13 protein-coding genes are annotated in these 15,653 nt (G+C 62.5%); 9 read left to right on the plus strand and 4 right to left on the minus strand.

Annotated features, from left to right (window positions below; translation table 11 throughout):
- Positions 1-27: 27 nt before the first annotated feature.
- Genes BW967_RS04205 through thrC form a run of 3 tightly spaced genes read right to left on the minus strand, consistent with a single transcriptional unit; the run spans position 28 to position 3,259 of the window.
- Positions 28-612: a GNAT family N-acetyltransferase gene (locus BW967_RS04205; RefSeq protein WP_076483801.1), complete on the minus strand. Its 585-nt coding sequence runs from the start codon at positions 610-612 to the stop codon at positions 28-30.
- Positions 612-1,871, minus strand: a complete 1,260-nt coding sequence (locus BW967_RS04210; protein ID WP_076483802.1) for a M16 family metallopeptidase — start codon at positions 1,869-1,871, stop codon at positions 612-614. Before BW967_RS04210 ends, BW967_RS04205 begins: the two co-directional genes overlap by 1 nt.
- Positions 1,868-3,259, minus strand: coding sequence for a threonine synthase (gene thrC / locus BW967_RS04215; protein ID WP_076483803.1), 1,392 nt, complete (start codon positions 3,257-3,259; stop codon positions 1,868-1,870). Before thrC ends, BW967_RS04210 begins: the two co-directional genes overlap by 4 nt.
- 173 nt (positions 3,260-3,432) lie before the next feature.
- Here thrC and tldD point away from each other — a divergent pair, with 173 nt between their 5' ends.
- From tldD to BW967_RS04255, 8 genes are all read left to right on the plus strand, one after another.
- Positions 3,433-4,854 carry a metalloprotease TldD gene (gene tldD, locus BW967_RS04220; protein WP_076483804.1) on the plus strand — a complete coding sequence of 474 codons (1,422 nt, stop codon included), beginning with the start codon at positions 3,433-3,435 and terminating at the stop codon, positions 4,852-4,854.
- A 173-nt stretch (positions 4,855-5,027) separates the two neighbouring features.
- Positions 5,028-6,188 (plus strand): DNA-processing protein DprA, encoded by a 1,161-nt coding sequence (gene dprA / locus BW967_RS04225; protein ID WP_076483805.1) that lies wholly within the window; start codon positions 5,028-5,030, stop codon positions 6,186-6,188.
- Positions 6,189-6,295: 107 nt separating this feature from the next.
- Positions 6,296-8,998: a type I DNA topoisomerase gene (topA, locus tag BW967_RS04230; RefSeq protein WP_076483806.1), complete on the plus strand. Its 2,703-nt coding sequence runs from the start codon at positions 6,296-6,298 to the stop codon at positions 8,996-8,998.
- 77 nt (positions 8,999-9,075) lie between these two features.
- The gene (locus BW967_RS04235) at positions 9,076-9,828 is read left to right on the plus strand and encodes a CoA transferase subunit A (RefSeq protein ID WP_076483807.1); all 753 of its coding nucleotides are present in this window, start codon (positions 9,076-9,078) and stop codon (positions 9,826-9,828) included.
- Positions 9,829-9,830: 2 nt separating this feature from the next.
- Complete coding sequence (locus BW967_RS04240; protein WP_076483808.1) at positions 9,831-10,460, plus strand: CoA transferase subunit B; 630 nt, start codon at positions 9,831-9,833, stop codon at positions 10,458-10,460.
- Positions 10,461-10,571: 111 nt separating this feature from the next.
- On the plus strand, positions 10,572-11,573 hold the full coding sequence (locus tag BW967_RS04245; protein WP_308811420.1) for a lysylphosphatidylglycerol synthase transmembrane domain-containing protein: 1,002 nt from the start codon (positions 10,572-10,574) through the stop codon (positions 11,571-11,573).
- Positions 11,570-12,862: an FAD-binding oxidoreductase gene (locus BW967_RS04250; protein WP_076483810.1), complete on the plus strand. Its 1,293-nt coding sequence runs from the start codon at positions 11,570-11,572 to the stop codon at positions 12,860-12,862. The genes BW967_RS04245 and BW967_RS04250 overlap by 4 nt, the downstream gene beginning before the upstream one ends.
- Positions 12,863-12,865: 3 nt before the next feature.
- Positions 12,866-13,597: an SDR family oxidoreductase gene (locus tag BW967_RS04255; protein WP_076483811.1), complete on the plus strand. Its 732-nt coding sequence runs from the start codon at positions 12,866-12,868 to the stop codon at positions 13,595-13,597.
- 18 nt (positions 13,598-13,615) lie between these two features.
- Here BW967_RS04255 and BW967_RS04260 read toward each other — a convergent pair whose 3' ends face one another.
- A complete protein-coding gene (locus BW967_RS04260; RefSeq protein ID WP_076484003.1) occupies positions 13,616-14,401 on the minus strand; it encodes a crotonase/enoyl-CoA hydratase family protein in 786 nt (261 codons plus the stop codon).
- Between the two features lie 107 nt (positions 14,402-14,508).
- On the opposite strand from BW967_RS04260, the gene BW967_RS04265 reads away from it, so the two are divergent.
- Positions 14,509-15,627 carry a pyridoxal phosphate-dependent aminotransferase gene (locus BW967_RS04265; RefSeq protein WP_076483812.1) on the plus strand — a complete coding sequence of 373 codons (1,119 nt, stop codon included), beginning with the start codon at positions 14,509-14,511 and terminating at the stop codon, positions 15,625-15,627.
- Positions 15,628-15,653: the final 26 nt, after the last annotated feature.

The following is a 15,653-nucleotide window of genomic DNA, read 5'->3' on the forward strand; positions in this document are numbered from 1 at the left end:
TTCTTTTGAGCTTACGACCGACAGCACCTAGCCAATATCGGTACGCCCGCGCCGGTCAAGGCGCAGGTTGGAATAAAGCACATGGTTGCGCCAGCGCCCATTGATCTGCAAATAGCTTTGCGCGACGCCTTCATATTTGAAGCCCGATTTCTCCAGCACGCCGCGCGAGGCGGCGTTTTCGGGCAGGCAAGCGGCCTCAATCCGGCTCAGATCCAGCGGACCAAAAGCATAGTCGACCACCGCCGCAATCGCCTCGCGCATATAGCCTTGGCGGGCGTAGCGTTCCCCCACCCAATAGCCCAAGGTGCCCGCCTGCGCGGGGCCACGGCGAATGTTATCAAGCGTGATCGCGCCCAGCACTGTGCCCGAATAGGTCTCGATCAGAAAAAACGGCAGCGCGGTCCCCGAAGCCTCTGCCCGCGCCGCCCAATAGACGCGGTTGGCAAAGGCTTTGCGGCCCAGATGATCCGAAGACCAAGCCGGTTCCCAAGGCGTAAGAAAATCACGGCTTTCCGCGCGCAAGGTGGCCCAGCCACGGTAGTCGGAATGCATTGGCAGGCGCAGCGTCAGCCGCTCGGTCTCGACCAATGGCTTCCGACGACGCATGAACATCAGGCTGCGAGCCTCCGCCGCAGCCCCTCAAGATCAGGCGCCAATTGCGCGGGGCCATAAAGCGCAAGCGCAATCCGGTCTTGCGAGATCATCCGGCCCGCATAGTCGCGCACGGCTTCCACGCTCACCGCATCAATGCGGTTCGACACTTCATCAAGCCCCGGCACGCGGCCCCAAATAGCGATATTGCGCGCCATCCGCTCGGCCCGGCTGGAGGGGCTCTCAAGACCCATCAACAGCCCCGCCTTCATTTGCGCACGGGCGCGGGCGACCTCCGCCTCGGTCATATCCTCGGCGGCACGTTTGAGTTCATCCACCGTGAGCCCACACAAATCGGCCACTTCCTCGCCCGAAGTGCCTGCATAGATCGTGATCATGCCGGTATCGTCATAAGCGCCCGCTTGCGCGAAGATCGAATAGCACAGACCCCGCTCTTCGCGGATTTTTTGGAACAGTCGCGAAGACATGCCCCCGCCCAGCGCGGTGGAATAGACCTGCGCGGTGTAAAGATCGGCGTCTTGGTAGGATGGCCCCTCAAACGCGAGTGCGAAATGCACCTGCTCAAGGTCTTTCAACTCGCGCCGTTCATGGCCCGACCACGCTGCCTTTTGCACATCGCGTTTGCCGATCGCAGAGAGGTGACCGAACAAAGCCTCCGCCTGTTTCACCACCGCATCATGGTCCACCGCGCCCGCGGCGGACAGGATCATTTGGTCGGGGCCATAATGCTCGCCCACGAAGCAAGACAGATCCGCACGGCCAAAGTTAGAGACTTTCTCCGCCGGGCCCAAAATGGTGCGCCCAATCGCCTGATCGGGGTAAGCGGCCTCTTGCAGCCAGTCAAAAATGATATCGTCGGGCGTGTCGAGCGCTTGGCCGATCTCTTGCAAGATCACATGGCGCTCAACCTCAATCTCGCGCGCATCGAAGACCGGGTTGAGCACGATGTCGGAAATCACGTCGAGCGCCAGCGCCACATCATCGCCCAGAACCCGCGCGTAATAGGCTGTCGTCTCGCGCGAAGTGTAGGCGTTCATATAGCCGCCCACATCCTCAATCGCCTCGGCAATTTGCAGCGCATTGCGGGTTTTCGTGCCCTTGAACGCCATATGTTCAAGGAAATGCGCGATCCCGTTTTGCTCGGGCCGCTCATGCCGACCGCCCGCTTGCACCCAGACACCAATGGAGGCCGAGGCAAGGCTCGGCATCCGCTCGGTGACGATGCGCAAACCGTTGGGCAGCGTCGTCAGGTTGATCATGCGCGGCGCTCCTGCCGGATCAGCGCCTCAAGTGCGGCAAGGTCATTCGGCACGCGGGTCACGCGCTCGTCACGCTCAAACAAATCGGCCATGCGCGCGGGCAGCGGCGGGCGAATGCCGGTGGCCGCCTCGACCGCATCGGGGAATTTCGCGGGATGCGCGGTGGCCAGCGTCACCATCGGCACCGGCGCATGCACATGGGTATGGCCCACGCGCACGCCCACCGCCGAGTGCGGGCACAACAGCTCGCCCGACCGGGCCAGTTCTTCCGCAATCGTCGCACTGGTTTCGGCTTCCGACACGCTGCCCGAGGCATAAATCTCGCGCAGGGTTTGCAGCGCCCCTTGAGAGACGCTGAAACCGCTTTGGGTCTTCAGTTCTTCCATCAGTTGCGCCACGGCCGCGCCATCCTTGCCATAAGCAAAGAACAACGCGCGCTCGAAGTTCGACGAGATTTGAATATCCATCGACGGGCTGATCGAGGGTTTCACCCCATCCATCCGATAGTCACCCGTGGTCAGGCAACGGTGCAGGATGTCATTTTGGTTCGTGGCGATCACCAGTTTGTCGATCGGCAGGCCCATTTCCTTGGCGATATAGCCCGCGAAAATGTCGCCAAAGTTGCCCGTCGGCACGGTGAAGCTGATCTTACGCTCCGGCGCGCCAAGGCTGACAGCGGCGGTGAAGTAATAGACAACCTGCGCCAAAACCCGCGCCCAGTTGATCGAGTTCACGCCCGCAAGGCCGACCTCGTCGCGGAAGGCGAAATCGTTGAACATGTCTTTGAGACGGTTTTGGCAATCGTCAAAGGTCCCATCCAGCGCCAAAGCATGGACGTTTTCCTCCGCAGGCGTCGTCATCTGGCGGCGCTGCACTTCCGATACCCGGCCATGCGGGAACAGAATGAAGACATCGACATTCTCAAGGCCTTTGAACGCCTCAATCGCCGCCGAGCCAGTATCGCCCGAGGTCGCACCGACGATGGTGATACGTTTGCCTTCTTTCGCCAAAGCCAGTTGGAACAGCTGGCCAATGATCTGCATGGCAAAATCTTTGAACGCCAGCGTCGGCCCGTGGAACAGTTCCAGCAAGTGATGGCCCGGCGCCAATTGCACCAAGGGCGCGCGGGCGGCATGGCCAAAGCCCGCATAGGCACGCTCAATCGCGCCGCGCAATTCGGCCTCGGTGAAAGCGGCGCCAACGAAGGGCGACATCACCCGGAACGCCACCTCTTCATAGCTGCGCCCCGCAAGGTCTGCGATTTCTCCGGGGCTCATCGCCGGCACCCATTCAGGCACATAAAGGCCGCCATCGCGGGCAAGCCCGGTCAACATCGCCTCGGCAAAGCTCAGAACCGGGGCCTGACCCCGGGTGGAGATATAGCGCATCGTTCGCCCTTTTCTTGCGTTGCCGCGTGATACGCGAGATCGTCGGGAGTGTCACGCCCAAGGATGCAAGGCAAATGGCCACAATCCGACCGATCCGCGCGCATTCGCGTGATTGGCTTCCCTTTCGGGCCCCTCGCCCCTATTTCTGAACCATGACACCACAGGAGCCCGCGATGAGCCAAGACCAGTTCGCCCCTTTCGAGAGCCATATCGACGAGGCCAAAGCTTTGGGCGTGCTGCGCGAGGCCACGGCAGGCGCCGAAGACGGTGAGTTGTTCCTTGAGCGGCGCCGTTCAGAAGCGCTGGTCTTTGATGATGGCCGGGTCAAGAACGCCTCTTATGATGCCTCAGAAGGGTTTGGCCTGCGCGCCGTGAAGGGCGAGGTATCGGGCTTTGCCCATTCGACGGAGATTTCGGAAGCCGCGCTGAAACGCGCCGCAGAAACCGCGCGTCTGGCCGTGGGCGATGGCGGGGGCGTGATGGCCCCGCCGCCTTCGCGCACCAATCGCGCGCTTTATGGCAGCGCCGATCCGATGGCGGATGCGCCCTTTGCCACGAAAATTGACCTGCTGCGCGAGATTGATGCTTTCACCCGCGATCTGGACAAGCGGGTGGTGCAGGTCACCGCCAGCATGGCTGCAAGCCTGCAAGAGGTGTTCATTCTGCGCCCCGAAGGCGGGCTGGTGAGTGATATTCGCCCAATGGCGCGGCTCAATGTTTCGGTCATCGTCGAAGAAAACGGGCGGCGCGAAAGCGGCAGCCACGGCGGCGGCGGGCGGTTTGGGCTCGCGGGGCTCTTGGAACCGCATCATTGGCAAGGCGCGGCGCGCGAGGCGCTGCGGATTGCGCTGGTGAACCTTGTCGCCGAACCCGCCCCCGCGGGGGCCTTTGATGTGGTGCTTGGCCCCGGCTGGCCCGGTGTGATGCTGCATGAAGCCGTGGGCCACGGGCTTGAGGGCGATTTCAACCGCAAGAAAACATCCGCCTTTGCCGGGCTGATGGGCACGCAGGTCGCCGCCAAAGGCGTGACCGTGGTGGATGATGGCACGATTCCCGACCGGCGCGGTTCGATTTCCATTGATGACGAGGGCACCCCCTCGGCGCGCAATGTGCTGATCGAAGATGGTGTGCTGGTGGGCTACATGCAGGATCGGCAAAATGCGCGGTTGATGGGCGTCTCCCCCACCGGCAACGGGCGGCGCGAGGGCCACGCCCATCCGCCGATGCCGCGCATGACCAACACCTATATGCTGGGCGGCACCACCGACCCGGCGGCGATTCTCGCCGATCTGAAAGATGGCATCTATGCGGTGGGCTTTGGCGGCGGACAGGTGGATATCACCAACGGCAAATTCGTCTTCAACTGCACCGAGGCCTATCGGGTGAAAAACGGTGTCGTCGGCGCCCCGGTCAAGGGCGCGACCTTGGTGGGCGACGGCCCGGCCGCGATGAAGGGCATCCGCGCCATCGGCAGTGACATGGCGCTTGATCCCGGTGTCGGCAATTGCGGCAAGGCCGGGCAATGGGTGCCGGTGGGCGTGGGCCAACCGACGCTCCTGATTTCGGGCCTGACGGTCGGCGGATCGGCCGCTTGATTCGACGCCCCAAACGCCAGAATCAGAAAGGCCGGAGGGGCGGTCTGTAATCCAAGCTCATTTTTTGCGATTTTTTTGAAATTTTTTCTCAACTCAGGGGAGAAAGGTTTTCTCGGTAATATTTTGTTAAGATTAACGGGGCAAATTGAAGGTGCGACGAGGCGGAGGGACGGATGAAAACAAGTTTGTTTTCTTACCCCACCCCCTTCACCCCACCCACCACGGAAGAAGACGAGCTCTCGTTTCTCCGCCTCGCTCGCTCCCGTCGTGTCGGGGCCACGACTTTCCACAGATTGCTGACAGAACATGGCTCCGCACAGGCGGCGTTGGACGCCCTGCCCGATGTGGCGCGGGCCGCTGGCGCCACCGGCTATAGCCCCTGCCCGCGTTCCGTGGCCGAGGCGGAATGGGCGGCAGGGCATCGCGCAGGTGCGTGCCTTTTGTTGCCCGGAACAGCGCATTACCCCGAAGATCTGCTGCAATTCCCTGACGCGCCCCCGCTCCTATGGGCTCTGGGTGACCCGGTTTTACTCAACCGCCCCCGGATTGCGCTCGTCGGGGCCCGCAACGCCTCATCGCTTGGTCTTCGGATGGCGCGCAAGCTTGCCGAAGAATTGGGCAAAGAGGGGTTCACGGTCGTTTCGGGCCTTGCGCGGGGCATTGACGCCGCCGCGCATGAAGCGGCCCTACCCACCGGCACCATCGCCGTAACAGCGGGCGGCATTGATGTGATCTATCCGCAAGAAAACAAAGCCTTGGCCGAAAAAATCGCCAAAATGGGCCTGCGGCTTTCCGAACTGCCGCCGGGGGTGGAGCCACAAGCGCGCCACTTCCCACAACGCAACCGGATCATTGCCGCGCTTTCCCGCGCCACTTTGGTGGTGGAGGCCGCCGCCCGCTCTGGCAGCCTGCTCACCGCGCGCATGGCGCTTGATTACGGGCGCGAGGTGATGGCGGTGCCGGGCCACCCGATGGATGCACGCGCCTCTGGCTGCAATATGCTCATCCGCGATGGCGCCACGCTTATTCGCGGTGCGGAAGATGTGCTGGAGGCGCTTGGCGCGCCGCCCGAGACCATAAAACCCGTCAAATCCAAAACCGCGCCCCACAGCCCAGCACCGGCCCCAGCTGCCCCGGCACCTCCCCCGCAAACAGCCCCCAAAACCAGCCTGCGCAACCGCTTGCTCGCGCTTTTGGGCCCCGCCCCCACGCCCGAAGATGCGGTCATTCGTGACCTTGGCACCGATGCCGCCACGCTCTCGCGCGAACTCCTTGCGCTAGAGATTGAGGGCACGGTCACACGTCATCCGGGTGGCATGGTAAGCCGCGGATAGCCCGCATCTGCCGTGCCAAGGCGGGTTTCATGCCGGATTGACATTCCCCCCAATCGCCCCGCATGGTCCGCCCTCAGCGAATTGAGAAGCGTAAGAACGAGGAAGTCATGGCCGTTGTCGTTGTCGAATCTCCCGCCAAGGCCAAGACAATCAACAAATATCTGGGCAATGATTACACCGTGCTGGCCTCTTTTGGGCATGTGCGCGATCTGCCGCCCAAAGATGGTTCTGTCGATCCCGAGCATGATTTCGAGATGAAATGGGAGGTTGCCTCCGACTCGAAAAAGCACATCCGCGCGATTGCCGAGGCATTGGCCTCCGATGACGAACTGATCCTCGCAACCGACCCTGATCGCGAGGGGGAGGCGATTTCGTGGCACCTGCAAGAGGCGCTCGCGAGCAAGCTGAAAAAGAAGAAGGTGTCCCGCGTCACCTTTAACGCGATCACCAAATCCGCGATCACCGAGGCGATGAAAGCGCCGCGCGAGGTGGATCAGGCGCTGGTCGAGGCCTATCTTGCCCGCCGCGCGCTCGATTATCTGGTGGGCTTCAATCTCTCGCCCGTTTTGTGGCGCAAACTGCCCGGTGCAAAATCGGCAGGCCGGGTGCAATCGGTTTGCCTGCGGCTGATCGTGGAACGCGAGATGGAGATCGAGGCGTTCCGGGCGCGCGAATATTGGACGGTGAGCGCCGTTCTGGAAACGCCGCGCGGCCAGAGCTTCACCGCGCGTCTGACAGTTTTGGGCGGCAAAAAGCTCGATAAGTTTGACCTTGGCACCGCGACGGATGCGGAACTCGCCGTGCAAGCGGTCACAAGCCGCGATCTGACGGTGAAATCGGTCGAGGCGAAACCCGCCAGCCGCAACCCCTACCCGCCGTTCATGACCTCGACCCTGCAACAAGAGGCCAGCCGTAAATTTGGCATGGGCGCCAAGGCCTGCATGTCGGCGGCGCAGCGGCTCTATGAGGCGGGGCATATCACCTATATGCGGACCGACGGCATTGATATGGCGCCAGAAGCGGTGATGGCCGCGCGCGACGAGATCAAACGCCGCTTTGGGGACAATTACGTTCCCTCCAGCCCGCGCATGTACAAGAACAAAGCGAAGAACGCGCAAGAGGCGCACGAATGCATTCGCCCCACCGATATGAGCACCAGCCCCGACAAGCTGAAACTGGCCGATGATCAGTGGAAGCTTTACGACCTGATCTGGAAGCGCACGCTGGCCAGCCAAATGGCGGCGGCGATGATGGAGCGCACCACGGTAGATGTGGGCTCCGCCGATGGTCAGGTGGAACTGCGCGCCACCGGCCAAGTGCTGACCTTTGACGGCTTTCTCAAAATCTACGACCAAGGCCGCGATGATGATGAGGGCGAAGACGGCGCGCGCCTGCCGCAAATCATGCAAGGCGAGCCTGCCAAGAAGGGCGAGATCACGCCCGAGCAGCACTTCACCCAGCCGCCGCCGCGCTACACCGAGGCGACGCTGGTCAAGCGGATGGAAGAATTGGGCATTGGGCGGCCCTCCACCTATGCCTCGATCCTGACAACGATCGTGGACCGTGGCTATGTCCGCAAAGACAAAAACCGGCTCATTCCCGAAGACACCGGGCGGCTGGTGACGGCGTTCCTGACCAATTATTTCCGCCGCTATGTGGAATATGATTTCACCGCCGATATGGAGACGGAGCTCGACGACATCTCTGCCGGGGATCGCCACTATAAAGAGGTGCTTGCCCGGTTTTGGCGCGATTTCTCAGCCGCGATTGGCGAAACGGCGGATCTGCGCATCGGCGAGGTGCTGACCAAAATCGACGAGGTTTTGGCCCCGCACCTTTACCCGCCGCGCGCCGATGGCGGCGATCCGCGCGCCTGCCCGCTGTGCAACGAGGGCCGCTTGCACCTGAAAACCGCGCGTTCGGGCGGGGCCTTCATTGGCTGCGGCAACTACCCCGAATGCCGCTATACCCGACCGCTCTCTGCCCCCGGCGATGATGAAACCGCCGCCCTTGATGGCAAGGTTCTTGGCCAAGACGAAGGGCAAGACATCACGCTCCGCATTGGCCGCTTTGGGCCTTATGTGCAAAAAGGCGAAGCTTCCGAAGAAGTGCCCAAACCCCCCCGCGCGAGCCTGCCCAAGGGCTGGTCGCTCGAAAGCATCGACCTTGAGCGCGCGATGATGCTTTTGTCCTTGCCGCGCCAAATCGGGGCCCACCCCGAAGATGGTGAACCCGTTGAAGCCGCGATTGGCCGCTTTGGCCCCTATGTGAAGCACAACAAAACCTATGCGAACCTGCCCGATGTCGAAGAGGTCTTCACCATTGGCATGAACCGCGCGGTTGAGGTGTTGGCGCAAAAACTCGCCCGAGGTCCGGGCCGGGGGGCTGCGGCGCAACCGCTCAAAGATTTGGGCGAACACCCCGATGGCGGGCCGGTGCAGGTGATGCCGGGGCGCTATGGGCCCTACGTCAAATGGGGCAAGGTCAATGCGACGCTTCCCAAAGACGTTGAACCCGCCGATGTGACGATGGAAATCGCCCTGCCGCTTCTGGAGGCGAAAGCCAGCAAAGGCGGCAAGAAAGCCACCGCCAAAAAGCCCGCCGCCAAGAAAGCGCCCGCGAAAAAGCCCGCCGCCAAGAAAGCGCCCGCGAAAAAGGCGGCTGCCGAAAAAACGACGGCAGCGAAAAAGACCACTGCCAAGAAAACAACCGCCAGCAAAACCACTGCGGCGAAAAAAGCGCCCGCCAAAAAGGCAGCGCCCAAGAAAGCAGCCGAGCCAACGCCCGGCGATGACGTGATTGAGGGCTGAGCCAACGCCGCAACGCGGCAATTGACTTGCGCCCCGGGCTTCGTCACAACTTTCCGAAGGGATTTCGGGAGGTTTAGATGAACAAAATATATGGCTCGGCGAAAGAGGCCCTTGAGGGGCTTCTGTTCGACGGGATGACACTGGCCGCGGGAGGGTTTGGCCTATGTGGGATCCCGGAGCTTTGCATTGATGCGCTGGTCGAAAGCGGAGTGAAGGATATCACCATCGCCTCGAACAACTGCGGCGTCGATGGCTTCGGTCTGGGCAAGCTGCTCGACACCAAGCAAATCAAGAAGATGATCTCGTCTTATGTGGGCGAGAATGCCGAATTTATGCGGCAATATCTGTCGGGTGAGTTGGAGCTGGAGTTTAACCCCCAAGGCACTTTGGCCGAGCGGATGCGCGCGGCGGGCCACGGCATTCCGGGCTTTTACACCAAGACCGGCGTCGGCACGGTGATTGCCGAGGGCAAAGAGCACAAAGACTTCAACGGCGAGACCTATATTCTGGAAACCGGCATCTTCGCCGATGTCTCGATCGTCAAAGCGTGGAAGGCCGACACTTCGGGCAACGCGATTTTCCGCAAGACCGCGCGCAACTTCAACCCGCCCGCCGCGATGTGCGGCAAGGTCTGCGTGATGGAGGTTGAAGAAATCGTGCCGGTGGGCAGCCTTGACCCCGACCACATCCACCTGCCGGGCATCTATGTGCACCGCCTTGTGCAGGGCCAGCATGAAAAGCGCATCGAACAGCGCACCACGCGCAAACGCGCGGATGCCACCACCCCGGCGGGGGCCGGTGGCGGCTGCGGCGACAAAGGGGAGGCGTGATCATGGCGTGGGATCGCAACCAAATGGCGGCGCGCGCCGCGAAAGAGCTGAAAGACGGCACCTATGTGAACCTTGGCATCGGCATTCCGACCTTGGTGCCGAACTTCATCCCAGAGGGCGTCTCGGTCACGCTGCAATCGGAAAACGGCATGCTGGGCATGGGCCCCTTCCCCTATGAGGGCGAAGAAGACCCCGACCTGATCAACGCGGGCAAGCAAACCATCACCGAACTGCCGCAAACCGCCTATTTCGACAGTGCCACCAGCTTTGGCATGATCCGTGGTGGCAAGATCGCGATGGCGATTTTGGGTGCGATGGAAGTCAGCGAAGAGGGCGATCTGGCGAACTGGATGATCCCCGGCAAGCTCGTCAAAGGCATGGGCGGGGCAATGGATCTTGTGGCTGGCGTCAAGCGCGTGGTGGTTGTGATGGATCACACCAACAAGCACGGCGATTCCAAGGTTTTGCACAAATGCACCCTGCCGCTCACCGGTAAAGCGGTTGTGGACCGGATCATCTCCAACCTTGGCGTGATGGATGTCGTGCCGGGCGGGTTGAAAATTGTGGAACTCGCCGATGGCGTGACCGAGGCAGAGTTGCGCGCCGCAACCGAGGCCACCATCGTCGACTGAGCAAACCGCAAAAGCCCCGCCCAGCGCGGGGCTTTTCTTCGTTAAAATTGTTCGCGAACCCGCAACAACATCATATTCCTGCCCCAATTAACCACTAGATGCAGGGCAATGATGAGCCTGAGCCAAAATACGCCCCCTGCCCCCTCCTCCCTCCGCCGTTGGCGCGACAAAGCGCTGATCCTCGGGCTTTTGGCGCTGGTGGGCCTTGGGCTTGCGGGTCTTGCCTCGGCCACGGGCTGGGAAGAAACTTGGGCGCAACTGACTCGCCTGCATCTTTGGCAGATCATCGCGCTTTTGGGGCTGTCGCTTGCCAATTACGGGATGCGCGGCCTGCGCTGGCACATTTTGGCACGCCGTTTGGGGCTGCCGACACATCTCGCCCAAGATTTCCGCCACTACCTTGGCGGTTTTGCCATGTCGGTCACGCCGGGCCGGGTGGGGGAATTGGTGCGGATGCGCTGGCTCAAACGCGAAACCGGCTGGGCGGTCGAACGCACCGCGCCCTTGGTGCTGATGGACCGCGCCGGTGATCTGGCGGTGATGGGGCTGATCTTGGCACTGGCCATCTCGCTCGCAGCAGGCGGGATTGCGGGGGCGCTGCCGGTGACGGTGCTTGCGCTTGCTGCCGCGGTGGTCGCCACGCGCCCCAAACTCCTCGCCGCACTTGTTACGCTCGCCTATCGCGCCTTGGGCCGCTTGCCGCGCATTTTTGCCCGCGCCCGTCAGGCCGCGCGCTCGCTTGCACGGTTCAGCCACGGCCCGACGCTGACGCTTGCGCTCACGCTTGGCTTTGCGGGTTGGATGGCAGAGGGCTATGCCTTCCATCTGCTTTTGGGCTTTATGGGGGCCGACATCGGGCTTTGGAAAGCGGTTGCAATCTTTGTCTTTTCCACGCTCGCGGGCGGCCTCACGGGCGCACCGGGTGGCCTTGGCGGGGCCGAGGCGGCGATGGTCGCCCTTCTCAGCCTTGATGGCGTCCCGCTTGAGGTCTCTGTCCCCGCAACGGCGGTGATCCGGCTCACCACGCTTTGGTTCGCCATTGCGATCGGGCTTGCGGTCTTTCCGCTCGCCGAGCGCGCCTCGCTCCACGCGCCGCAAGGAGGCGGCCAATGACCAAAGACACCCATTATACCGGCTGGGGCCGCGCGCTGCGCGCCAAAGGCCCGGTCGCCCGCCCCGAGAAACTCCGCCATCTGGCAGAGTTGCCGCCAACGCCAGCTTTTGGGATGCGCCGCTCCTATGGCGATGCGCCGCTCAATTCAGGCGGGGCGATGGTGGATATGAGCGGCTTTGATCGGTTTCTGGCCTTTGACCCGGAAACCGGCTGCCTCACCGTTGAAGCAGGCGCCCGGATCGGCGATGTTGCCACCGCCTTCGTGCCGCAAGGCTGGATTCCGGCGGTGATGCCCGGCACCGGCTTTGCCACCGTGGGCGGCTGCATCGCGCAAGACGTGCATGGCAAGAACCATCATCACGTTGGCAGCTTTGGCGCGCATGTGACCGAGATTGTACTGTTGCAAAATGGGGTCGAACTGACCGCCACCCCCGGCACGGCGCTGTTTCAAGCCACCGTTGGCGGGCTTGGCCAAACCGGGGTGATTTTGCGCGCCACGCTGCGGCTGAAGCGTTGCGATGGCAATCTGATGCTAGTCACCGAACGCCGCGCGCGCAATTGGGAAGAGCATCTTGCGTTCTTGGATGCCTCTGAAGCCAGCTATACCGTCGGCTGGATTGATGCGACCGCGACCGGCCCCGCGATGGGGCGCGGCATTGTCGAAGAAGGCGAAATCGGCAAAGGCTTGGTGAAAGAACGCAAGCGCACCGCGAAAGTGCCGCTTGATGCGCCGCATTTTGCGCTGTCTTCGCCCGTCGTGCGCGCCTTCAACCAAGCCTATTACCACCGCGTGCCCGCGCATGGCCGCACCATTGCGCGCCCGATGGCGGATTTCTTCTTTCCGCTCGATAAAATCCACGACTGGAACCGCCTTTATGGGCGGCGCGGCTTTCACCAGTTTCAATGCGTGGTGCCGCTTTCCTCGGCCCGTGCGCTGCGCGCGATGATGGAGCGGATCTCCACTTCGGGCCTTGCCTCGCCCTTGGCGGTGCTCAAGCGCATGGGGGCGGGACGCGCCGGTTACCTCAGCTTCCCGATGGAGGGCTATACGCTCGCTATCGACTTTCCAAACCGCGCCGCGGCGCGCGATTTGATCCGCACGCTAGAGATTGAAACCGCCGAAGCGGGCGGGCGGCTTTACTTTGCCAAAGACGCTTTGGCCGAGGGTGCGCGCATCCGCACAATGTATCCAGAGCTTAATCTCTGGCAGGAAGAGGTCGCCCGCGCCGACCCGACCGGCGCCTATCAAACCGACCTTGTGAGACGCTTGAACCTGAGGAGTGCCTGAGGCATGCAAAACTGGATCGTACTCGGGGCCACCTCTGGCATGGCCCGCCCCTTCCTGCGCCGCTTGGCCATTGATGGCGCCCGGCTGATGCTGGCGGGCCGTGATATGGAAGAGCTGGAAACGCTCGCAAAAGACTGCAAATTGCGTGGCGCCGCCGAGGTGGAGGTGATTGCCTTCAACATCCGCGACACCGCCGCCTTCCCCGCGCTGATCGACAAACTCGCCGCCACGCAAGGCGTGCTGAACCTTGCCTGTTTTGTCGGCACCATGCCCGAGCAAAGCGCAATTGATGCCGACCCCATGCTGATCGACGAGGTGGTGACCGACAATTTCACCGGCCCGGCCAAATTCCTGTCGCTGCTTGCGCCCGTGATGGAAGCGCGCGGCGAGGGCGTGATTGTGGGCGTGGGCTCGGTCGCGGGCGACCGTGGCCGCGTGGGCAACTATGTCTATGGTGCCGCGAAGGCGGGCTTTGCGACCTATCTTTCGGGCCTGCGCAACCGCCTTGGCCGCAAGGGCGTGCATGTGATGACGGTGAAACCCGGCCCGGTGGAAACGCGCATGACGGAGGGAATGAAACTGCCCTTCATGGCCAAACCCGAGCAAGTGGCCGAAGATATCATGGGCGGCATCGAACGGCGCGCCAATGTGCTTTACACCGCGCGGATCTGGTATTTCATCATGATGGTGATCCGCGCGATCCCGGAGCCGATCTTCAAGAAAATGTCGATCTAACGGCAGACTGGCGCGCGCCTAGTCAAACCTTGGCGCGCGGCCCTGCATATTCGCGGCAATCACCTCCATCTGATCGGGTTTCCCGATCAGATCGGTCTGCTCGCGGCTTTCGCGCTCCAGCACCTCCGCCTCGGGCGCGGTACAGGCGACCTCGATCAACCGCTTCGCCGCGCGAATGGCCGAGGGAGATTTGCCTGCAATCACCTGCGCCAACGCCATTGCACGGGCAAGAGGATCTTCGGCAATCTCGGTCACGAGACCGATTTGCAGCGCCTCTTCGGCGCTCACTTCCTCTGCCGTCCATGTCATGCGGCGCAGATGATCGGCGCGCAAAATCTCGGGCAGGGTCACCATGCCGCCCATATCGGGCACAAGGCCCCATTTCATCTCCATGATCGACAGCCGCGTGCCCGGCGCGGCAATGCGCAAATCGGCCCCCGCAGCCAGTTGCAGACCCGCGCCAAAAGCCACGCCGTGGAGCGCCGCAATCACCGGCACCGGCAGCGCCCGCCAAGCGAGTGAAAACTGCTGAAACCGGTTTGCCGCCCCATGACTGCGCGGCATGATCAGCCCCTCGGGGTCACCCAAAGCAAGGGCCGAGAAATTCGCGACATCAAGCCCCGCGCAAAAGGCGCGCCCCTCGCCCGTAAGCACCACAGCGCGCAGGGCTGGGTCGGCCGCCAAATCCTCCGCCACAGCGATCACCGCGTCGATCATCTCAAAATCGACCGCATTCATCTTTTCGGGGCGGTTGAGCCGCACCACGGCCACGCCCCCCGCGCGTTTTACACTGACCCGGTTCATCATCCCCTCCGCTTTGCCCCATCCAAGCACAAAGCCCGCCCCCGCGCGCGCATGACGCTGCGAAACATGCTTTACGGCTTAGCGCTTTGCCCCTAGCCATAAGGCTTATGACCCAGCCCCGTTACACCCCGCTTGTTGCCGCCCTGCCCGCCACCGTGCCCTTTGTCGGCCCTGAAGCGCAGGAGCGTGCCCGTGGCCGCCCCTCTGCCGCACGGCTTGGCGCAAATGAAAACGGCTTTGGCCCCTCGCCACGCGCGATTGCGGCTATGGCCGCAGCCGCAGGCGATGCGTGGATGTATGGCGACCCGGAGGTGCATGACCTGAAGGCAGCGCTCGCCGCGCATCACGGTTGCCGCCCCGAAAACGTGGTCATTGGCGAAGGGATCGACGGGCTTTTGGGCTATCTCTGCCGCCTGCTGTTGGAACCCGGTGACCCGGTGGTCACGTCCGAAGGGGCTTATCCGACCTTCAACTTCCATGTCGCGGGGTTTGGCGGGATGCTGCACACGGTCCCCTACCTAGGCGATCATGAAGACCCGCAGGCGCTTTTGGCCAAGGCCATCGCGCTGCGCCCCAAGCTGATGTATATCGCCAACCCCGATAACCCGATGGCCTCGCATCACCCCGGCCAAACCATTGCCGAGATGGTCACGCAGGTGCCCGAGGGCACTTTGATGGTGCTGGATGAAGCCTATGTCGAATTGGCACCTGAGGGCACCGAAGCCCCGATTGACGCCGATGACCCGCGCGTGATCCGGATGCGCACCTTTTCCAAGGCACATGGGCTGGCGGGCGCGCGGGTGGGCTATGCGCTTGGCCACCCCGATCTGATTTCCGCCTTTGACAAGATCCGCAACCATTTTGGCATGAGCCGTATTTCCCAAGCGGGCGCACTGGCCGCGCTGTCTGACACGACATGGCTGGCCTATATGCGCCGCTTGGTGGACGGCGCGCGCGAAACCATCGCGCAGATCGCACGCGACAATGGGCTTACGCCGCTTCCTTCGGCCACCAATTTCGTGGCGGTGGATTGCGGGCAAGACGGGGCTTTTGCCACAGCGGTTTTGGAAGAATTGGCCGCCGCCGATGTGTTTGTCCGCAAGCCCGCCGTGGCCCCACAAGACCGCTGCATCCGCATTTCTTGCGGCCCAGAGGCTGAGATGAAAGCCCTCGCCACCGCGCTGCCTAGCGCCTTAAAACGCGCCCGCGACAGAACGTCCGGTTGACCCGCTCGTCAACCCTGTGCAGCCAT

The organism is Rhodobacter aestuarii, assembly GCF_900156655.1.
GTDB classification, from domain to species: Bacteria; Pseudomonadota; Alphaproteobacteria; order Rhodobacterales; family Rhodobacteraceae; genus Rhodobacter; species Rhodobacter aestuarii.